General features: G+C 70.8%; 19 protein-coding genes. 4 read left to right on the top strand and 15 right to left on the bottom strand.

Going from position 1 to position 19,302, the window contains the following annotated elements; all coding sequences use genetic code 11:
- Positions 1 to 7 precede the first annotated feature (7 nt).
- The 6 genes from ACI3KY_RS06245 to infC form a co-directional block, all read right to left on the bottom strand.
- A complete protein-coding gene (locus ACI3KY_RS06245) occupies positions 8 to 925 on the bottom strand; it encodes a glutamate ABC transporter substrate-binding protein (RefSeq protein ID WP_404929330.1) in 918 nt (305 codons plus the stop codon).
- 98 nt (positions 926 to 1,023) lie between these two features.
- A complete protein-coding gene (locus ACI3KY_RS06250) occupies positions 1,024 to 1,839 on the bottom strand; it encodes an amino acid ABC transporter ATP-binding protein (protein ID WP_404929331.1) in 816 nt (271 codons plus the stop codon).
- Between the two features lie 89 nt (positions 1,840 to 1,928).
- Positions 1,929 to 2,729: a TrmH family RNA methyltransferase gene (locus tag ACI3KY_RS06255; protein ID WP_404929332.1), complete on the bottom strand. Its 801-nt coding sequence runs from the start codon at positions 2,727 to 2,729 to the stop codon at positions 1,929 to 1,931.
- Between the two features lie 128 nt (positions 2,730 to 2,857).
- Positions 2,858 to 3,241 (bottom strand): 50S ribosomal protein L20, encoded by a 384-nt coding sequence (rplT, locus tag ACI3KY_RS06260; protein ID WP_109211834.1) that lies wholly within the window; start codon positions 3,239 to 3,241, stop codon positions 2,858 to 2,860.
- 30 nt (positions 3,242 to 3,271) lie between these two features.
- Positions 3,272 to 3,466 carry a 50S ribosomal protein L35 gene (gene rpmI / locus ACI3KY_RS06265; RefSeq protein ID WP_194413854.1) on the bottom strand — a complete coding sequence of 65 codons (195 nt, stop codon included), beginning with the start codon at positions 3,464 to 3,466 and terminating at the stop codon, positions 3,272 to 3,274.
- Positions 3,467 to 3,536: 70 nt separating this feature from the next.
- Entirely contained in the window at positions 3,537 to 4,205 is a 669-nt protein-coding gene (gene infC / locus ACI3KY_RS06270; RefSeq protein ID WP_194414894.1) for a translation initiation factor IF-3, read from the bottom strand.
- A gap of 349 nt (positions 4,206 to 4,554) precedes the next feature.
- Here infC and ACI3KY_RS06275 point away from each other — a divergent pair, with 349 nt between their 5' ends.
- Entirely contained in the window at positions 4,555 to 4,923 is a 369-nt protein-coding gene (locus ACI3KY_RS06275; protein WP_163620451.1) for a DUF1844 domain-containing protein, read from the top strand.
- A gap of 47 nt (positions 4,924 to 4,970) precedes the next feature.
- Here ACI3KY_RS06275 and ACI3KY_RS06280 read toward each other — a convergent pair whose 3' ends face one another.
- From ACI3KY_RS06280 to ACI3KY_RS06310, 7 genes are all read right to left on the bottom strand, one after another.
- Positions 4,971 to 6,362, bottom strand: a complete 1,392-nt coding sequence (locus tag ACI3KY_RS06280; RefSeq protein WP_404929333.1) for a pyridoxal phosphate-dependent decarboxylase family protein — start codon at positions 6,360 to 6,362, stop codon at positions 4,971 to 4,973.
- 136 nt (positions 6,363 to 6,498) lie between these two features.
- Positions 6,499 to 7,299, bottom strand: coding sequence for an SseB family protein (locus ACI3KY_RS06285; protein ID WP_404929334.1), 801 nt, complete (start codon positions 7,297 to 7,299; stop codon positions 6,499 to 6,501).
- On the bottom strand, positions 7,283 to 8,029 hold the full coding sequence (gene priA / locus ACI3KY_RS06290; protein WP_194413857.1) for a bifunctional 1-(5-phosphoribosyl)-5-((5-phosphoribosylamino)methylideneamino)imidazole-4-carboxamide isomerase/phosphoribosylanthranilate isomerase PriA: 747 nt from the start codon (positions 8,027 to 8,029) through the stop codon (positions 7,283 to 7,285). Before priA ends, ACI3KY_RS06285 begins: the two co-directional genes overlap by 17 nt.
- Positions 8,030 to 8,102: 73 nt before the next feature.
- Positions 8,103 to 8,774, bottom strand: coding sequence for an imidazole glycerol phosphate synthase subunit HisH (gene hisH, locus ACI3KY_RS06295; RefSeq protein ID WP_404929335.1), 672 nt, complete (start codon positions 8,772 to 8,774; stop codon positions 8,103 to 8,105).
- A complete protein-coding gene (hisB, locus tag ACI3KY_RS06300; protein WP_404929336.1) occupies positions 8,771 to 9,379 on the bottom strand; it encodes an imidazoleglycerol-phosphate dehydratase HisB in 609 nt (202 codons plus the stop codon). Before hisB ends, hisH begins: the two co-directional genes overlap by 4 nt.
- Positions 9,376 to 10,470, bottom strand: coding sequence for a histidinol-phosphate transaminase (locus ACI3KY_RS06305; protein ID WP_404929337.1), 1,095 nt, complete (start codon positions 10,468 to 10,470; stop codon positions 9,376 to 9,378). Before ACI3KY_RS06305 ends, hisB begins: the two co-directional genes overlap by 4 nt.
- Before the next feature lie 69 nt (positions 10,471 to 10,539).
- Positions 10,540 to 10,941, bottom strand: coding sequence for a LysM peptidoglycan-binding domain-containing protein (locus tag ACI3KY_RS06310; RefSeq protein ID WP_404929381.1), 402 nt, complete (start codon positions 10,939 to 10,941; stop codon positions 10,540 to 10,542).
- A gap of 394 nt (positions 10,942 to 11,335) precedes the next feature.
- Between ACI3KY_RS06310 and lexA the strand changes: the two genes are divergently transcribed.
- On the top strand, positions 11,336 to 12,016 hold the full coding sequence (gene lexA, locus ACI3KY_RS06315; protein WP_404929338.1) for a transcriptional repressor LexA: 681 nt from the start codon (positions 11,336 to 11,338) through the stop codon (positions 12,014 to 12,016).
- A gap of 104 nt (positions 12,017 to 12,120) precedes the next feature.
- On the top strand, positions 12,121 to 13,641 hold the full coding sequence (locus tag ACI3KY_RS06320) for a hypothetical protein (protein WP_404929339.1): 1,521 nt from the start codon (positions 12,121 to 12,123) through the stop codon (positions 13,639 to 13,641).
- Here the strand turns inward: ACI3KY_RS06320 and metE are convergent.
- Positions 13,638 to 15,971 (bottom strand): 5-methyltetrahydropteroyltriglutamate--homocysteine S-methyltransferase, encoded by a 2,334-nt coding sequence (gene metE, locus ACI3KY_RS06325; RefSeq protein ID WP_404929340.1) that lies wholly within the window; start codon positions 15,969 to 15,971, stop codon positions 13,638 to 13,640. The two genes, ACI3KY_RS06320 and metE, sit on opposite strands and share 4 nt — an antisense overlap.
- A 91-nt stretch (positions 15,972 to 16,062) precedes the next feature.
- Complete coding sequence (locus tag ACI3KY_RS06330; RefSeq protein ID WP_404929341.1) at positions 16,063 to 17,025, bottom strand: methylenetetrahydrofolate reductase; 963 nt, start codon at positions 17,023 to 17,025, stop codon at positions 16,063 to 16,065.
- Positions 17,026 to 17,317: 292 nt separating this feature from the next.
- Here ACI3KY_RS06330 and ACI3KY_RS06335 point away from each other — a divergent pair, with 292 nt between their 5' ends.
- Positions 17,318 to 19,273, top strand: coding sequence for a S9 family peptidase (locus ACI3KY_RS06335; protein WP_404929342.1), 1,956 nt, complete (start codon positions 17,318 to 17,320; stop codon positions 19,271 to 19,273).
- The last annotated feature ends 29 nt before the right edge of the window (positions 19,274 to 19,302 follow it).

A 19,302-nucleotide genomic window follows, 5' to 3' on the forward strand; every position in this document is an offset into this window, starting at 1 on the left:
GAATCGGTCACATGGCCGGGTCGACCTCGGGCTGCTCGCCCTCGACACCGGCGTCGCCGAGGTTGTTGTCGAAGATCTGCTGCCAGATGTCGCCGCCGTCGGTGAACACCGTGTTGATGTACTCCTGCAGCGCGGTGTCGCCCTTCGCCAGGCCGACGCCGTAGCGCTCCTCGCTGAAGACGTCACCGACGACCTTGAGGTTGTCGGGGTCCTGCGCGGCGTAGCCGATGAGGATCGCCTCGTCGGTCGTCACGGCATCCACCTGGCCGTTCTTGAGGTCCTCGACGCATGCGGAGTACGTGTCGTACTCCTTGGTCTGGGCCGTTCCCAGATCCTTGATGCGCTGGATCGACGTGGAGCCGGTGGCCGAGCACACCACCATGTCGGACGTGAGCGAGTCAGGGCCGTCGATGGTGTCGTTGTCGGCCGCGACCAGCAGACCCTGTCCGGTGATGAAGTACGGACCGGCGAAGTTGATCTGCTCCTTGCGCTTGTCGGTGATCGAGTACGTGCCGACGTAGTAGTCGATGTCGCCGTTCACGATCGCCTGCTCGCGGTTCGCGGACGGGATCGCGGTGAACTCGATCTGGTCCTCGTCGAAGCCGAGCGATGCCGCGATCCAGCGTGCGATGTCGATGTCGAAGCCGGTCCGCTCGCCGGTGGTGGGGTCGAGGTAGCCCAGACCGGGCTGGTCCTCCTTGACGCCGACCTTGACCGAGCCGCGCTCCGTCATGGCGTCGAACGTGGGGCTGCCTTCGATCGTGACGTCGGTGGCGACCTCCCAGGGCGTGCTCGACATCTCCTCGTCACCGCCGCCGGTCGACTCGGACGGTGAGGCCCCCGGCGTGCCGCTGTTGCACGCGGTGAGGGTCAGCAGGGCGGCTGCGGCCAGGCCCAGGCCGGCGATCATCTTTGTCTTGCGCATGTGTGTTCCTCCTGTTGCATGTGTTTCCACGGGTTCCGTATGTCGGTGCGGGGTGAAGTCGGGAGCGTCCTGCCGGGGCCGGCGCGACGCAGCGCGGGTCAGTGGGTCAGGAGCTTCGAGAGGAAGTCCTTGGCGCGCGCGCTCTGCGCATTCGTGAAGAACTCCTCCGGCGTCGCCTCTTCGACGATCTGACCGTCGGCCATGAACACGACCCGGTCGGCCGCCTTGCGGGCGAATCCCATCTCGTGCGTCACGACGATCATCGTCATGCCGTCCTGGGCGAGGCCGACCATCACGTCGAGCACCTCGTTGATCATCTCGGGGTCGAGCGCGCTCGTCGGCTCATCGAAGAGCATCACCTTCGGCTGCATCGCGAGCGCGCGCGCGATCGCCACGCGCTGCTGCTGCCCGCCCGACAGCTGTGCGGGCAGTTTGGATGCCTGCTGCGCGACGCCGACCCGTTCCAGCAGCTGCCGGGCGACCGCTTCGGCATCCGCCTTCTTCATCTTCCTGACCTTGATCGGTCCCAGCGTGACGTTCTCGAGGATCGTCAGGTGCGAGAAGAGGTTGAAGGACTGGAAGACCATGCCGACATCCGCTCGGAGGCCGGCGAGGCCCTTGCCCTCTTTCGGCAGCTCCTTGCCGTCGATCGCGATGGTGCCGCTCGTGATCGTCTCGAGGCGGTTGATCGTGCGGCACAGCGTCGACTTGCCCGAGCCGGACGGGCCGATCACCACGACGACCTCGCCGCGGTTGACGGTGAGATCGATGTCTTTGAGTGCTTGGAATTCTCCGTAGTGCTTCTGCACGTTCGAGATCTGGACGAGGGGGTCACCACGGCGGACCGAGATGTTGCTCGTCGGCGTCGCCTGTCCGGCTGCATCTGGTGCCGGCGCACTGTCGTCGGGCGTCATAGCGTTCACCCTAGGGGCGAGCGAGGACACTCGGCCAGTAGGACCCTCGAGCCTTTACCGTTCCGTAACAGGGGCGGAATACCAGCGGCTCAACCGACGGCGCGCTGCGCGAAGGCGGTCTCGTACAAGCAGACGCTGGCGGCGGTCGCGAGGTTCAGCGACTCGGCGGCGCCGTAGATCGGCAGCCGCAGCGAGAGATCGACCAGCGACAGGGCGTCCTCTTCGAGACCACGCGCCTCGTTGCCGAAGAGCCAGGCGGTCGGCTCGGCGAGCAGATCACGGGAGGCGAGGAAGTCCCCTCCCCCGACATCGGCGGCGATGACGCGCACACCGGCCGCGCGGGCCTTCTCGACCGCCGTCGCAAGATCGGCGCCGACGGCGACCGGCACGTGGAACAGCGATCCCGTCGTGGCGCGGACGACCTTCGGGTTGTAGGGGTCGACAGTGCGCCCGGTGAGGATGACCGCATCTGCTCCCGCAGCGTCGGCCGCCCGGATGATGGTGCCGAGGTTGCCGGGGTCGCGCACCTCCTCGCAGATGGCGACGAGGCGCGGGCCGGACGCGAAGATGTCGCGCAGCGATGTCGGCGACTGCCGGGCCACCGCGACGATGCCCTGCGGTGTCACGGTGTCGGCCATCGCGTCGAGGACCGCCTCGGTCGTGTAGACGACCTCCAGGCCGGCATCCTTCGCGGCATCGCGCACATCCGCGTGCCGCTCGAGCGCCGACGGCGTCGCGAACAGCTCGACGAGCGTGTCGGGCCGATACGCCAGCGCCTCACGCGCGGCCTGCGGCCCTTCGAGGAGGAAGAGCCCGGTCTCCTGCCGCGCGCTCCGCTTGGTCAGCTTCGCGACGGCGCGGACACGCGGAGAGCGAGGGTTCTCGAGCACGGCATCAGTCTAGGGTCGCGGCATCCGTCCCCTGACATGCGTTTCCGCCCCTTCTGCGTCGGTCGCCGACGCAGAAGGGGCGCCCTCCGTGAGGAGGACGCCCCTTCCGAGACAGCGGATGCCGCGTGTCAGGCGCTCTTAGGCGCGTTGACGTTCTCGGGCAGTGCCTGCTTGGCGGTCTGGACGAGCGACGCGAACGTCTTGGGCTCGTTCACCGCGAGCTCGGCGAGCATGCGACGGTCGACCTGCACACCCGCGAGGCCGAGGCCCTGGATGAAGCGGTTGTAGGTGATGCCGTTCTGGCGGGCAGCGGCGTTGATGCGCTGGATCCACAGACGGCGGAAGTCGCCCTTGCGCTTGCGACGGTCGCGGTACGCGTAGACGAGCGAGTGGGTGACCTGCTCCTTCGCCTTGCGGTACAGACGCGAGCGCTGGCCCCGGTAACCGGAGGCGCGCTCGAGGATGACGCGACGCTTCTTGTGGGCGTTGACGGCCCGCTTGACTCTAGCCATTTCGATTGATTCCTATTCCTGCGTCGGCGCTCAGAGGCCGAGGAGCTTCTTGGCGACCTTGGCGTCGCCCTTCGCGAGGACCTGGTCCTGCGACAGGCGGCGGGTACGGCGACTGGGCTTGCCCTCGAAGTTGTGGCGAAGGTTCGCCTGCTGCTTCATGAGCTTCCCGCTGCCCGTGACCTTGAAGCGCTTCTTGGCGCCCGAGTGGGTCTTCTGCTTCGGCATCTCTTCTTCCTTCGTTTCACTTCCCGCCCAGGCGGGAGTCGGTATCCCGCGGTGCGGGAGTCTGTGGGGCCTATTCGGCCGTGGCGGCCTCGGACTCGGCGGCCGGAGCCTCGGTCTCGGCTGCGGCGTCCGAGTCGGCGTCGCCCTGCGGGCCACTGCCGTTACGGGCGGAACGCGCTGCCTCCTTGTTGGCGGCACGCTGAGCGTTCTGCTCGGTCTTCACCTCGGACTTGTTCTTGTGCGGGGCGACCACCATCACCATGTTGCGACCGTCGATCGTCGGGTTCGACTCGACCGTGCCGAACTCGGCGACGTCCTCCGCGAACTTGCGGAGGAGACGCACGCCCTGCTCGGGGCGCGACTGCTCGCGGCCACGGAACAGGATCATCGCCTTGACCTTGTCGCCCGCCTGCAGGAAGCCCTCGGCGCGCTTGAGCTTGGTTATGTAGTCGTGGGCCTCGATCTTCAGGCGGAACCGGACCTCCTTGAGGACGGTGTTCGCCTGATTGCGACGCGCTTCCTTGGCCTTCTGCGCAGCCTCGTACTTGAACTTGCCGTAGTCCATGATCTTGACCACGGGCGGCTTCGAGTTCGGGGCCACCTCGACGAGATCGAGGTCGGCCTCCTGGGCCAGGCGCAGCGCCACCTCGATGCGGACGACGCCGACCTGCTCACCCGCGGGTCCGACGAGGCGGACCTCGGGGACGCGGATGCGGTCGTTGGTGCGGGGATCGCTGATGCGGAACTCCTTGGGTTATGGGATGGACCACCGCGACACATGTTCATGTCGCGGGCGGAGAGAGGATCCATTCCACCCGTCAGACGCTTCGAGCGCCGACTTCCTGCACCCTCTCCGGTGACGGAGCTCCCGCGCGGTTGCCCTGGCGGCTACCCCTCCCGTTTCTGCGTGGCCGCAGGACGGTCGGGGCGGAGTGCCTGACCCGGTAGCCTGGAACGGCAAGCGCGGGTGGGATGTGATCCACTTTCCGATCCGGCACAGAACGTACCGGAGACCGCAGCAGTCTATCAGAGAGAACGGCGTGGACACGATTCGAGACCAGGACGGCGAAACGACGAGCACGACGGCGGTGGATGCCGAGCGTCAGGCCCGCTGGGAAGAGCAGGAGCGCGCCGCGGCCTCCGCCTCGCGCGACATCGCCGAGGTGCCGGCCGTCGAGGTCATCACGACCGCCGCCGTCCACCTGCTGAGCGCCGCCGCGGTCAAGGTCGGCCTCGCCGACGACCCCGCGACGCAGACCGACCTCGACGAGGCACGCAAGCTCATCAACGCCCTGGCCGGCCTGATCACCGCGGGCGCTCCCGAGATCAGCGACATGCACGCCCGGTCGCTCCGCGACGGGCTGCGCTCGGTGCAGCTCGCGTTCCGCGAGGCATCCGTGATCCCCGATCCGATCGGCAAGGGTCCCGGCGAGAAGTGGACCGGCCCGGTCACCTGACATCCGGCACGCGACGATGACGGGGTGACGAGACGCCCCGCCGGCGCTCAGCCCGTGATGCCCAGCGCAGCGGCACCGCGCGCCACCGCGTCCACCGTGCGGCGGACCGCTTCGGCGTCGGTGCCGTGGTTGCTCACGGCGAAGCGCACCACCGTGCGGCCGCGCCAGGTGGACGACGAAGCCCAGACCGTGCCCTCGTCGCGCAGCCACTCCCCCAGCGCCGCGGTCGCCGCGTCGTCGCCCGTCGCGAGGCACACCTGCGTGAAGGCCACGTCGTTGAGCACCTCGAGCCCGGGCACGGCACGGAATCCTGCAGCAAGGTCGGTCGCGGCATCCGCCAGTCCGTCGACCAGACGCACGACGCCCTGCCGACCGAGCGATCGCAGCGCCGCCCACACCGGCACGCCGCGCGCGCGACGCGAGAGCTCCGGGACCCGGTCGTACGGGTCCGGGATGCTCGCCACCGCCGGGAGATAGGCGGCGTGGGCGCCCAGCGAGGCCGTCATCGCCGCCTCGTCGCGCACGATCGCGACGCCGCAGTCGTAGGGCACGTTGAGCGTCTTGTGCGCGTCGGTCGCCCACGAATCGGCGTCGGCGAGACCCGCGACCAGATGACGCAGGCGGGGGCTGGCCGCCGCCCAGAGACCGAAGGCGCCGTCGACGTGCACCCAGGCGCCGGCACGGTGGGCGACCGCGACGGCCGAAGTGAAATCGTCGAACGCCCCGGAGTGGACGTCGCCGGCCTGCAGGGCGACGATGGTCGGGCCGGTGCCCTCGGCGAGCTCGCGCTCGAGGCCCGCGACGTCGATGCGGCCCTGATCGTCAGCGCCCACCGTCCGGGGCAGACCGAGACCTGCGATACGGCCGGCGAGCTGCATCGAGGTGTGGACCGCATCGCCGGCGAGGAACCGGATCGCCGGCGCCTGCGCGATCCCGGCAGCGGGATCCGCTCCCGCCCGGCGCAGCACCGCGTCGCGCGCCGCGACGAGGCACGCCAGGTTGGCGGTGGTCCCGCCGGTCACGAACCCGACACCGCTCTCGGCGGGAAGCCCGAGCAGGTCGAGGAGCCAGCCGCCGGCGACCTCTTCGACGGCGGCCGTCGCCGGCGTGGGCTGGCGAGACCCGGTGTTCTGGTCCCAGGCGGCCACCAGCCAATCCGCCGCCAGCGCGGCCGGGTAGGCGCCGCCGATCACGAAGCCGTAGAAGCGCGGGGAGCCCATCGCCATGAGACCCGGCTCGGATGCCGCGGCGAGCTCCTCGACGACGTCCCGCGGCTCGGTGCCTTCCTCGGGCAGCCGAGGCTCCAGTCGTGCGAGCACGCCGTCGACATCCAGCGCGGGGCGGATGGGACGGTCCGGGAGCGAGTCCAGCCAGCTCAGTGCGTGCCGATGCGCGACCTCCAGCGCCTCCCGGTACTGCTCCTTCGTGGCACCGTCCATGGTCGCCCCCTTCGCCGAGCCGATCCTCCGCCGCCGGACGGGAGTGCGCAAGAGCGCGGGGCGGGTCCGCCTGCCCGGGATGCCTCTGCGGCGGCCTCGACCACGAGCGGATGCGCGGGCTGAGGCCGACGTGCGCTCAGGCGCGGACGAGCTTGACGGTGAGCGAGTCGACGAGGACGGCGATGCGATCGTCCGCGGCCCAGCGGGCCGCGAGGCGCGCGAGCACGGCGTCGAGCTCGGCCTTCTCGAGGCCGTCCATCAGGTGCAGGCGCACCACGAGCTCCGGACCGCGCAGACGCGCGTCGGGGTCGCCGGGCTCCACCGACAGATCGATGACCGAGAGCTCGGCGCCGATGCTGTCGTGCAGTCCGGCGAAGACCTCCGGCGACAGGAAGCTCGGCTCCCACTCGTGGCCCTGGCCGATCGCCCACACCGCCGGGCGGCGGATGACGAACTCGGTGTCCGAGCCGGGGTCGAGCACGATGAGATCGGTGTCATCGGCCGCAGCAGACAGCGCGGTGCGGACGCCGTCGGCGGGGACCGGCCGGGCCGCGGCATCCCACCGCTTCATCGCGTCGACCGAAGAGAACACCGGCAGCACCCGACGACCGTCGGGCGCGGCCACGGTGACGATCGACAGCTCCTGGGTCTTGTCGACCTCCAGGCCGTGCGCGCCGACGCCGCTCTCACCCTTCTCGGCGACGAGCGGGATGAGCAGACGCGCCGCCCGATAGGCGTCGATCACCTCGCGCTGAGTGCCCGTCCCCGCGCGGAACGCGGTCAGCGCGGCGAGCAGCGCAGGATCGGCGGAGCCGTCGTCGGACGCATGCCGGTTCGCCTCGAAGCTGCGTCCCTCCCAGGGGACGCCGGCGGAGTCGCCGCCGTGTCCATGACCGTGGCCGTCGCCGGCCGCGTGCGGGTCAGTATCCGGCGACATCCAGCGCCTCGGCCAGCGTGAACGCACCGGCATAGAGCGCCTTGCCGACGATGACACCCTCCACGCCGAGCGGCACGAGATCGCGCAGCGCCACGATGTCGTCGAGGCTCGACACACCGCCGGACGCCACGATCGGCTTGGGCGTGCGCGCGGTGAGCTCCCGCAGCAGGTCGAGGTTGGGGCCTTGCAGCGTGCCGTCCTTCGTGACATCCGTCACCACGTAGCGGCTGCATCCCGCCGACTCGAGCCGGTCGAGGACCGTCCACAGGTCGCCGCCCTCGCGCGTCCAGCCTCGGGCGGCGAGCGTCGTGCCGCGGACGTCGAGGCCCACGGCGATCGCGTCGCCGTAGCGCCCGATGACGTCGGCCGCCCACTCCGGGTTCTCGAGCGCGGCCGTGCCCAGATTGATGCGCGACGCCCCGCTCTCGAGAGCAGCCTCGAGGGTGCGGTCATCGCGGATGCCACCGGAGAGCTCCACCTGCACGCCCTTGACCTGCCTGATCACCTTGCGCAGCACGCCGACATTGCTGCCGCGACCGAACGCCGCGTCGAGATCGACGAGGTGGATCCACTCGGCGCCCTGTCGCGCGAAGTCGAGCGCGGCGTCGACGGGATCGCCGTAACTCGTCTCAGTGCCCGCCTCACCCTGCGTCAGGCGGACGGCCTTGCCGTCGGCGACATCGACGGCGGGCAGGAGGACCAGCTTGGGTGTGGACGCGAAATCGTTCATGGCTCCTGGCTCAGGCATCGAAAGCTGTGGGTGGCGGGTCCCGGAAGCACGCGCTCCCGCAGACGGCACGGTCTCAGAGGGTAGCCCCGCGCAGCCCGTCGATCCAATTCGACAGCAGACGGATGCCGGCATCCCCCGACTTCTCGGGGTGGAACTGCGTGGCCGACAGCGGTCCGTTCTCGACCGCCGCGAGGAACGGCGCCCCGTAGTCGCACCACGTCAGGACCGGCTCGGGGAACGGCGGCTGCACGTCGAGCAGCCACTTCTGCGCCCCGAACGAGTGGACGAAATAGAAACGTTCGTGCTCGATCCCGCGGAAGAGGCGCGTGCCCTCACCCGGCTCGACCGTGTTCCACCCCATGTGGGGAAGGACGGGGGCGTCGAGCTCGGTCACGACGCCCGGCCACTCGCCGAGCCCTTCGGTGTCGACGCCGCGCTCCACGCCGCGCTCGAAGAAGATCTGCATTCCCACGCACACACCGAGCACGGGGCGTCCCCCCGCGAGACGGCGCTCGATCAGCTGGTCGCCCCGGCTGGCACGCAGCGCCTCTGCGACGGCGCGGAAGGCGCCGACCCCGGGCACGAACAGCCCGTCGGCATCGCGGACGAGGCCGGGGTCTGCAGTCAGCCGCGCATCGGCGCCGGCGGCGACGAGCGCCTTCACGGCCGAGTGCACGTTGCCCGACCCGTAGTCGAGGACGGCGACGACCGGCCGCTCGTCGGTGGGGGCCGTGCTCCCGCTCACAGCGCGCCCTTGGTGCTGGGGATGCCGTCGACCAGCGGGTCGTGGGCCTTCGCCTGCCGGAAGGCGCGCGCGAGGGCCTTGTACTCGGCCTCGGCGATGTGATGCGGGTCGCGCCCCGACAGCACACGCACGTGGACCGTCAGGGCCGCGTTGAATGCGATCGCCTCGAACGTGTGGCGCACCAGCGAACCCGTGAAATGCCCGCCGATGAGGTGGTGCTCGAAGCCCGCCGGCTCACCTGTGTGCACGAGGTACGGGCGGCCGCTGATGTCGACGACGGCCTGGGCCAGTGCCTCATCGAGCGGGACCAGCGCGTCGCCGTAGCGCGCGATGCCCGATTTGTCGCCGAGCGCCTCGCGGATCGCCTGGCCGAGCACGATCGAGATGTCTTCGACCGTGTGGTGCGCATCGATGTCGGTGTCACCCGACGCGCGCACGGTGAGATCGGTGAGCGAGTGCTTCGCGAACGCGGTCAGGAGGTGGTCGAAGAACGGGACCGTCGTGTCGATCCGGCTGCGGCCGCTGCCGTCCAGATCCAGCTCGAGCTCGACGGTCGACTCGCTCGTCGCCCGGCGCAGCGAGGCGGTGCGTGGTGCGGCGCTCATGCCGCCGATCCTACCGAGGCCAGCGCGTCGAGGAAGGCTGTCGTCTCGTCCGCTGTGCCCGCCGTGACCCGCAGATGCCCCGGGATGGCGACGTCGCGGATGAGCACGCCCTGGTCGTAGAGCGCACGCCACGTCGCGGCGGGATCGGCCACTCCCCCGAACAGCACGAAGTTCGTCCACGATTCGTGCGGCCTGTAGCCGAGCGCCTCGACGGTGGCCGAGATGCGGTCGCGCTGGGCCACGATCTCGTCGACCATGCCCAGCATCGTGGGGGCGTGCCGGAGGGCTGCGGTCGCCGCCCCCTGCGTGAGCGCGCTGAGGTGGTACGGCAGGCGCACGAGCCGCAGCGCGTCGATGAGCGCGGGATCGGCTGCCATGTATCCGACCCGGGCGCCCGCGAACGCGAACGCCTTGCTCATCGTGCGCGAGACGACGAGGCGTTCCCGCCCCGGCAGCAGCGTCAGCGCCGAACGCTCGTCGTGCGGGGCGAACTCGAAGTAGGCCTCGTCGACGATCACGATGCCGTCCGTCGCGTCATACGCGGCTTGGACCACATCGAGCCCGAGCGGGGTGCCGGTCGGGTTGTTCGGCGAGCACAGGAACACCACGTCGGGCGATGCGTCCGCGATCTGGGCGGCCGCATCGTCGGCGGTCACGGAGTAGTCCTCGGCGCGGGTGCCGGAGATCCACTCGGCGCCGGTGCCGCGGGTGAGCAGCGGGTACATCGAGTAGGTGGGCGCGAAGCCGAACGCCGTGCGTCCGGGTCCTGCGAAGGCCTGCAGGATGTGCTGGAGCACCTCGTTCGAGCCGTTCGCCGCCCAGATCTCGTCGCGCGTGAGGCCGTGACCCAGGTAGTCGGCGAAGCCCTCGCGCAGCGCGGTGAATTCGCGGTCGGGATACCGATTCACGTCGCTGAGCGCCCGCGCGATCGAGTCGAGGATGTCGTCCGCGACCTCTGCCGGAACGGGATGGGTGTTCTCGTTGACGTTCAGCGCCACCGGAAGGGGAGCCTGCGGGGCGCCGTATGGCTTCTGACCGCGGAGGTCGGCGCGCAAGGGGAGGTCTTCGAGACGTGCACTCACCTCTCCCATGCTAGGCCCGTAGGAGGGGAGGGTTCCGCCGCGTGACGACGCGAGACTCCGTCCACCGAGAGGCGGGACTCAGCGCCCGTCGTCGGGCGCCTCACCCCGGTCTGCCCCGGTGGGGATCGCGAGGTTCTGCCCGGCCCGAACGACGACGCTGTCGAGGGCGTTCAGGCGCACGAGCTCGTCGACGACGTCGCGGGGATCACGGTCGGGCGCGATCTCTTCGGCGATGCTCCAGAGCGAGTCTCCCGCGGCCACCGTCACCGTGTGGAAGGAACCTGCCGGCGCGCCGGCGTCACGGGTGGCGAGTGCCGCCCCGCCGCCGATCACCGCTGCGCTCAGAGCGATCACCGCGGGGAGGGCGGCCAGCGCGGCGAGCACCCGCCGGCCGCGCACGGTGAGGCGCAGGCGGGTGGGCCGAGCGGTGCCCCCGACAAAGCGGGGCTCGACGCTGCCATTCCTGACCGCGCCATTCAGCTCGACCGTGCCATTCACCTCGACCGTGGCGTTCGCCGGAACCCGCCGTGCGGCGCCCTGCACACGCTGTGCCGCCAGGCGCGCGGCGCGTGCCGGCGAGGGGACGGACGTCGTGAAGTGGATCGCGGTCATGCTGGGCTCCTCCCGATGGGGAGAGATTCGCATTCATCGCTCGGCCGGGAGCGATGAATGCGAACCTCTCTTCCGAAGCTATCTTCGAGACTGTACGATGTCAATACCGGATCCGGGCGACGATCTCTCGAACGCGACACGCGGCCGGGTTGTTCCCCAGAAGCGCGCGAGCCGGATACGGTTTCGATACGAGAACCCCACCACGGGCCTCCGACATTCGAAGAAACAGCGCTCCTCGCCGAGCGCAGGACGGAGCCGGAAGATGAGCGACGCGGCCGGGCGCGAGAAGCCCCAGACTCGTCGGCGCAAGAGCCTGAGCGACAAACAGTTGGCGATCCTCGAGGTGATCCAGCGGTCGATCGCACGCCACGGGTATCCGCCCAGCATGCGAGAGATCGGCGATGCCGTCGGCCTGAAGTCGCTGTCCAGCGTCACTCATCAGCTCAACCAGCTGGAGCTGAGCGGCTATCTGCGGCGGGACGCCGGCAAGACGCGGGCGATGGAAGTCCTGATCGATCTGCCGGGCACGGCGACCGAGAGTCCCGCGGACACCGCGCCCTCCGTCGGCGACGCGGCGCTGGTCCCGCTGGTCGGCCGCATCGCCGCAGGCGTTCCCATCACCGCCGAGCAGCAGGTCGAGGAGATCTTCCCGCTCCCCCGCCAGCTGGTGGGCAAGGGCGATCTGTTCATGCTCAAGGTCTCGGGCGAGTCGATGATCGACGCCGCCATCTGCGACGGCGACTGGGTTGTCGTGCGCTCGCAGGCGACGGCCGACAACGGCGAGATCGTCGCGGCCATGCTGGACGGCGAGGCGACGGTCAAGACGTTCCGTCAGCGTGACGGCCATACGTGGCTGCTCCCCCGCAACTCGGCATTCGAGCCGATCCTGGGCGACCAGGCGACAGTGCTCGGCAAGGTCGTGGCCGTGCTGCGCGCGGTGTGAGCCGGCCCGCGGCGGTCTTCGGGCCAGCGGCGGCCGATCCCGAGTTCGCCGCCGAATCGTGAGGTGACTGGCGGCGCGTCCCCAGCAGGCGCTATAAGGGGGGAATGACCGACCTCACCGCCGCGGACGAGAGCGCAGCGCTCCGCGCGCGTCTCGACGCCCTCGAAGCCGAGAACGCCCGCCTGCGCGCCGAGACGCTGCCTCCCGCCCCCGCCCCCACGGACAAACCCCAGGGCAGCCGGTGGCGCGCGTTCCTGTCGGCGCTGTGCATCGTCATCGCGACCATCCTGGTGCCGGTCTCCATCGTGGCCTCATGGGCGCGCGTCGAGCTCGTCGACGAGACGCGGTTCGTCGAGACATTCGCGCCTCTCGCGGAAGACCCGCAGGTGCAGGCGATGGTCGCCGACCAGGTCACCGTGGCCATCGAGGACTCCCTCAACCTCGAGACCCTCACCAACGACCTGTTCGACGGCATCCAGCAGCTCGACCTGCCGCCGCGCGCTCTTGCCGCACTCGACCTGCTTCGCGCGCCCGCTGCGCAGGGACTGCAGAACCTCGTCGACACCACGGTCACGCGACTGGTGGAATCCGATGCCTTCGCCGATGTCTGGGAGACGGCACTGCGCGCGAGCCACCGGTCGCTCGAGGCCGTAGCGGCCGGCGGCACGTCGTCGGGGGCGGTGGTGATCGAAGCGAACGGCGAGGTCGGCATCCAGCTGGCGCCGATCATCGAAGAGGTCAAGAAGCGTCTCGTCGACCGCGGAATCGGGTTCGCCGAGTCCATCCCGGTCATCGACAAGACGATCGTGGTCGCGCAGAGCGACGCTCTGACCGTGGTGGGCACCGTCTACAACCTCGCCGTCGCCGCCGGCTGGTGGACGCCGATCATCGCGCTGGTGCTGTTCCTGGCCGGCATCCTCATCGCACGGCGGCGATCCACGGCCGTCCTCGGCACAGGTGCCGGCATCGCACTCGGTGCCGGCGTGCTGGCGATCGGCCTGGGCATCGGCGGGTCGATCCTCGCGCTCAGCGCGCCGAGCCTCGGTGTTCCGGCCGGTGCGCTCGCAGCCATGTACGAGCAGGTGACCACTGCGATGCGCGACACGGCGGTGGTGCTCACTCTGCTCGGCATCGTGATCGCCGTCATCGCCTGGATGTCGGGCCGCTGGCGCGGTGCGCGGGCCACGCGCAGCGGCGTCGCATCCGTCAACGCGGGCGTGCGGGGCGCTCTGCTCAAGCGCGGTGTCGACACGGGGCGTTTCGGCACGTGGCTGCACAACCAGCGCATCCTGGTGCGGATCGTGCTCGGTGCCCTGGCCATCGTGTGGCTGATGCTGCTGCGCCCGCTCTCGGTCGGCGAGGTATTCCTCGTGCTCGTCGTGTGGCTCGTCGTGTGGTGGGTGTTCGAGCTGCTCCAGCGCCGCCCGGAAGAAGCCGCCGCGGCGGCAGAGGCGGCAGCCACGGCCGAGGCAGCAATCCCGGACGAGCCTGCTGTGGACGCCGACGCGGACACCGTCGTGATCGTCGACGCGGATACGGTCGACGCCGACGCGGACACGCTCGTGATCGAGACGGATGCCGCGACCGAAGCGGCCGCGGCATCCGCCACGAAGAAGCGGCGCTAAGCGGGAACGCTCGCCCGCACCGCCTGCGTCGCCGCGACGAGGTTCTTGAGCGACGCCACGGTCTCGTCGTATCCCCGGGTCTTCAGCCCGCAGTCCGGGTTGACCCAGACGCGGCGCAGCGGCAGTTCGGCGACCGTGCGGTCGAGGAGCTCGGTGATCTCGTCGACCGACGGCACCCGCGGCGAGTGGATGTCGTACACGCCCGGTCCGATGCCGGCGGCGAAGCCGGACGTCGCGATGTCGCCGATCACCTCGCCGCGGCTGCGCGCGGCCTCGATCGAGGTGACGTCGGCATCCAGGGCCGCGATCGCGTCGATCACCACGTCGAACTCCGAGTAGCAGAGGTGCGTGTGCACCTGCGTGGCCGGCGCCGCGCCGGCGGTCGCGAGGCGGAACGAGCCGACCGACCACTCCAGGTAGGCGGGCTGGTCGGCGCGCTTGAGCGGCAGGAGCTCGCGCAGCGCCGGCTCGTCGACCTGGACGACGCGGATGCCCGCCCCTTCGAGATCGGCGATCTCGTCGCGGAGCGCGAGCGCCACCTGGTTCGCCGTCTCCCCCAGCGGCTGGTCGTCGCGGACGAACGACCACGCGAGGATCGTCACCGGACCGGTCAGCATCCCCTTCATCGGCTTGTCCGTCAGCGACTGCGCGAAGGCGGACCACGCCACGGTGATCGCCCCGGGACGCGCGACGTCGCCCCACAGGATCGACGGCCGGGTCGCCCGCGAGCCGTAGGACTGCACCCAGCCGTTCTCGGTGACCGCGAAGCCTTCGAGGTTCTCCGCGAAGTACTGCACCATGTCGTTGCGCTCGGCCTCCCCGTGCACGAGGACGTCGAGGCCGATGTCCTCCTGCAGCGTCACCACCTGCGCGATCTCGTCGCGCAGGAAGCTCTCGTACTCGTCGGCGCTGAGCTCGCCGCGGCCGTGACGCGCACGGGCGCGCCGGATGTCACCGGTCTGGGGAAACGATCCGATCGTGGTCGTGGGCAGCACCGGAAGTGCCAGCTCGATCTCCTGCGCAGCGACGCGCTCGTCGTAGTCTCCGCGGGCGAAGTCCTCCGCGCCGAGCGCTGAGGCCCGCTCCCGGACGAGACCGTCTCGCACACCGGGCGCACCGCGCCGGTCGGCGAGAGCGGCGGATGCCTCGGCCAGCGCGTCCGCGATGGCCGGCCGCCCGTGCACCAGGCCGCGAGCGAGGGTCGCGACCTGCGCGACCTTCTGGTCGGCGAACGCCAGCCACGTCGCCAGCCGCGGCTCGAGGGTCGTCTCGTCCTCGACGTCGTGCGGCACATGCTGCAGCGAGGTCGAGGTCCCGGCGGTGACGGCGCCGGCTCCCAGCGCCCGCAGCGCCTCGAGCGAGGTCCAGGCCGCCTCCAGATCTCCGCGCCACACGTTGCGGCCGTCGACAGCACCTCCGACGAGGGTCTTGTCTGCCAGCCCTTCGACCGGGGCCGGAACGGCGCCCCGCGTGAGGTCGACGGCGATGGCCTCGATCGGCGCCGCGGCGAGCGCCGCCCACGCCTCGTCCGACAGCTGCGCGTAGCCGGCGGCGACGAGGATCGCGGGCCGGTCGGCCGCGCCGCCGAGCACCGCGTACGCGCGAGCGGCGGCATCCGCCACGGCGGCCGGACTCGCGGGCAGGCTCTCGCTCACGAGGGCGGGCTCGTCCAGCTGCACCCACTCCGCACCGGCCACCCGAAGGCTCGCGAGGAGCTCGGCGTAGACCGGCAGCAGGTCGTCGAGGCGGTCGAGCGGATCGAAGCCCGAGGGAGCGGCATCCGTCGCCTTCGCGAGGGCGAGGAGTGTCACCGGGCCCACGATCACCGGACGGACGGTGAATCCGTCGGCCTTCGCTTCTGCCACCTGGCGCGCGAAGCGGTCGCTCGAGAGGGCGAAAGCGGTCTCGGGGCCGATCTCGGGCACGAGGTAGTGGTAGTTCGTGTCGAACCACTTCGTCATCTCGAGGGGAGCCGCCTCGCCCGCACCGCGCGCAGCGGTGAAGTACGCATCGAGGCCGATCGCGCCGTCCGCGCCGCGGAGGCCCGCGAACCGCTCAGGCAGCACGCCGACGGCGACCGCCGCGTCGTGGACCTGGTCGTAGAACGAGAAGGACTCGGGGATCGACGAGTCGTCGCGGCCGAGGCCGAGCTCCGCGAGGCGCTCGCGCGTGGCGCGGCGCAGTCCGGCCGCCGTCTCCTCGAGGGTCTCGGCGTCGGTCGTGCCGGTCCAGTACGCCTCCACCGCGCGCTTGAGCTCGCGGCGGCGCCCGATCCGGGGATAGCCCAGGATCGTGCCGTGGGGCAAGGTGATGCGGGGTTCGGTCATCATGCTCTCTCTTTCGCTTCGTGCATCTCGGAGTGGGGGGTTTCGGGGTCGCCGAAGAGACTGCCGGGGCATCCGACAGGTGGCGGCGTCCGGGTCAGTGGACGGTGTGGGGCATTCGCGTCGCCGGGACGAGCACGCCGGCCTCGCTGAGCACCGCGAGGACCGTCTCGTGGTTGTTGAAGGCGTAGAGATGGATGCCGGGGGCGCCGCCGTCGATGACCTCGCGGGCGAGGCGCGCGGCGTGCGCGATGCCGATGTCGCGCTGCCCTTCGGTGGTGGGCTCCACGTCGAGCGCGATCGCAAGGTCGGCCGGGAGTGCTTCCCCGCTGAGCTCGAGCACGCGCCGCAGCCGTGCGCCGGAGGTGATCGGCATGATGCCGGGAAGAATCGGGATCGTGACCCCGGCCTGGCGCGAACGCGCCACGAAGGCGAGGTAGTCGTCGGCGTGGAAGAAGAGCTGGGTGATCGCAAGCGTGGCTCCGGCCGCCTGCTTGGCGAGGAGCGCGTCGATGTCCTCGAACGCGTGGCGCGAGCGGGGGTGGCCGTTGGGGAACGCCGCGACGGCGATGTCGACGCGGGCCCGTCTGTCGACGCGCACGGCTCCCGGCACCCCCGGGATCGGCGCCTCGGTGTAGGGCTCGCGCTCGGCCTGCACCCGGTCGATGAGCTGCACGAGTTCGGCCGCGCTGCCGAGATCGCCGAGGAAGGCGTCGTCCTCGGATGCCCCTGCCGGCGGGTCGCCGCGCAGGGCGAGGAAGCTCGTGATGCCGGCATCCAGGAACTCCCGGATCAGCGTGTTGGCACCCGCGTAGGTGTTGCCCACGCAGGTGAGGTGCGCGAGGGGCTCGACGTGGGTCTCGCGCAGGATGTGCGTCAAGAGCTCGAGGGACCGGCCGCCGGTGGAGCCGCCTGCGCCGTAGGTGACCGAGATGAATCGAGGGTCGACGGCGGCCAGGTGGCGGATGGTCTCGTGGAGGGCCGCGACACCGGCATCGGATCGAGGCGGGTACACCTCGAACGAGATCGGCACGGGAGGAGTGCTCAGGTCGATGGACATGGGCCTGCTTCTCAGGGATCGGACTCGGGCTCGGCCGAACGGGAGACCCGGGCGGCCGCGGCACCTCGCTTCCGCCACGCTGGTTCCGATGCGTGAGGCGGGAGGGGTGTCTTCGCGGGCGGGTGCCGGGCTCGGCTGTCGCTCCTGCCCGGAACCCCCAGATTTCGGGGGGCGTCCTCGCGGACGACCGGGCGTCGATGGGTCCACGGTAGCGGAGCCCGTGCGTGCGCGGTCTCCTGTGACCTTCTGTTTCGATCCCGCGACGCGCGCGGTTGGACGTAGCGTGGTCTCCGTGACGACACCCGACGTTCTCCCGTACGGCAGCTGGCCCTCTCCGATCGCGGCGACGGAGGTGTCGGCCGCTTCTCCCCGGCTCGAGGGCGCCCGTTTCGTGGGCGGCAGCGAGCAGCCCGAGGTCTGGTGGGGCGAGTCCGTCGCCGAGGAGGGCGGCCGTTCCGCGGTGCGCCGGCGCGCGGCTTCCGGAGCCGTCGTCGATGTTCTCCCGCCGCCGTGGAGCGCACGATCGCGCGTGCACGAATACGGCGGCGGCTCATGGACCGCCGACGACGACGGCGTGCTGTACTTCGTGGAGAAGGCCGACCAGCGCATCTGGCGGCTCCCCCCCGGCGACGAGCCGCGCGCGCTGACCCCCGATGCCGGCGACGTCCGCTACGGCGGGCTGACGCTGCAGCGCGGCCGGCTGCTGGCGGTGCGCGAGGACCACACAGTCGGCGCCGCGCCCGTGCGCGACATCGTGGACGTGCCGCTCGACGGGTCTGCGGAACGGGATCCCGCACGCCTCGCGTCGCTCGCCGGCGGCAGCGACTTCGTCGCGCACCCCGCCCTCTCACCCGACGGCACGCACCTCGCCTGGATCGCCTGGGACCACCCGAACATGGCCTGGGACAGTGCCGAGCTGCGCGTCGGTCGACTCGACGGCACCGAGGCCATGGAGTGGACGACCGTGGCAGGCGACCCGTCATCCGGCGAGCGCCATTCACCCCTGCAGCCGGTGTGGGTCGGCGACGACGACCTCCTCTACGCCGACGATCCGACGGGCAGATGGAATCTGTGGCGCCTCCGACTCACGGCCGATCTGCACCACGAGCCGATCGCGCCCGCCGATGCCGACACCGGTGGACCGCTGTGGGTGCTGGGCACGCGCTGGTTCGCAGCGCTGGACGACGGCCGCATCGTCGCGGTGCGGACGGACGGGTCCGACACGCTCGTGCTGATCGCCCCCGACGGAACCGAACGGACATTGCCGATCGACGCCGTCACGCGACTCTCCATCGAGGACGCCCGCGGTGCACGCATCCTGGTGTCCGGCGCAGGCTCCGGCGGCGCGGGGCTGTGGGAACTGGCCGTCGACGAGCCGGACTCAGCACGGTCCATCGTCGGCGGCGAGGCGCTCTGGGGCGCGGAATGGATGCCGCAGTCCCGCGCCGTCTCGGTTCCCGGACCCCATGGACCCGTGCACGCGTTCGACTATCCGCCGACGAACCCGAACGTCGCGGGGCCGGATGACGAGAGGCCCCCTTACGTGGTCTTCGTCCACGGCGGACCGACCGACCACGTCGGCGGCGCGGCATCCGGGAAGATCGCCTACCTGACGAGCCGTGGGATCGGCGTGCTCGACGTGAACTACGGCGGATCCAGCGGGTACGGCCGCGCCTACCGCGAGCGCCTGCTCGGGCAGTGGGGAGTCGTCGACGTCGACGACGTGGTCGCCGCGGCGCGCGGTCTCGCCGCGGCAGGCGCTGCGGACGGGGCGAGGCTCGCGATCGCCGGCGGCTCCGCCGGTGGCTGGACGGTGCTGTGCGCCCTGGCGAACTCGGACGCGTTCGCCGCGGGCATCAGCCGCTACGGTGTCGCGGACCTGCGCCGCCTCGCCGAAGACACCCACGACTTCGAAGCGCGCTATCTCGACGGCATGGTCGGCCCGCTCCCCGAGGCCGAGGAGCTGTACGTCCAGCGGTCACCGCTGACGCACCTGGACCGGATGCGGACACCGTTGCTGATCGAGCAGGGACTCGAAGACCGAGTGGTGCCGCCCTCGCAGTCGGAGGCCGTGCGCGATGCCCTCGCGGCGAACGGCGTCCCCCATGCCTACCTGGCCTTCGAGGGCGAGGGGCACGGGTTCCGCAGCGCCGACACGCTCGTGCGCACGATGGAGGCGGAGCTGTCGTTCCTCGGTCAGGTGCTCGGGTTCGACCCGCCGGGAGTGCCGCCGCTCGAGCTGGACTGAAAGCTGGCCCGCCGTCCCGCTCCTGCTCG

The sequence above is a fragment of the Microbacterium sp. ZW T2_14 genome (genome assembly GCF_044987405.1).
GTDB lineage: Bacteria > Actinomycetota > Actinomycetes > Actinomycetales > Microbacteriaceae > Microbacterium.

Coding starts and splice junctions, on each gene's coding strand:
- ACI3KY_RS06245 (WP_404929330.1), bottom strand. CDS start 925: ATGCGCAAGACAAAGATGATCGCCGGCCTGGGCCTGGCCGCAGCCGCC.
- ACI3KY_RS06330 (WP_404929341.1), bottom strand. CDS start 17,025: ATGTCCATCGACCTGAGCACTCCTCCCGTGCCGATCTCGTTCGAGGTG.
- rpmI (WP_194413854.1), bottom strand. CDS start 3,466: ATGCCGAAGCAGAAGACCCACTCGGGCGCCAAGAAGCGCTTCAAGGTC.
- lexA (WP_404929338.1), top strand. CDS start 11,336: ATGAGCGACGCGGCCGGGCGCGAGAAGCCCCAGACTCGTCGGCGCAAG.
- ACI3KY_RS06250 (WP_404929331.1), bottom strand. CDS start 1,839: ATGACGCCCGACGACAGTGCGCCGGCACCAGATGCAGCCGGACAGGCG.
- ACI3KY_RS06320 (WP_404929339.1), top strand. CDS start 12,121: ATGACCGACCTCACCGCCGCGGACGAGAGCGCAGCGCTCCGCGCGCGT.
- metE (WP_404929340.1), bottom strand. CDS start 15,971: ATGATGACCGAACCCCGCATCACCTTGCCCCACGGCACGATCCTGGGC.
- rplT (WP_109211834.1), bottom strand. CDS start 3,241: ATGGCTAGAGTCAAGCGGGCCGTCAACGCCCACAAGAAGCGTCGCGTC.
- hisB (WP_404929336.1), bottom strand. CDS start 9,379: ATGAGCGCCGCACCACGCACCGCCTCGCTGCGCCGGGCGACGAGCGAG.
- ACI3KY_RS06305 (WP_404929337.1), bottom strand. CDS start 10,470: ATGGGAGAGGTGAGTGCACGTCTCGAAGACCTCCCCTTGCGCGCCGAC.
- priA (WP_194413857.1), bottom strand. CDS start 8,029: ATGAACGATTTCGCGTCCACACCCAAGCTGGTCCTCCTGCCCGCCGTC.
- ACI3KY_RS06280 (WP_404929333.1), bottom strand. CDS start 6,362: ATGGACGGTGCCACGAAGGAGCAGTACCGGGAGGCGCTGGAGGTCGCG.
- ACI3KY_RS06285 (WP_404929334.1), bottom strand. CDS start 7,299: ATGTCGCCGGATACTGACCCGCACGCGGCCGGCGACGGCCACGGTCAT.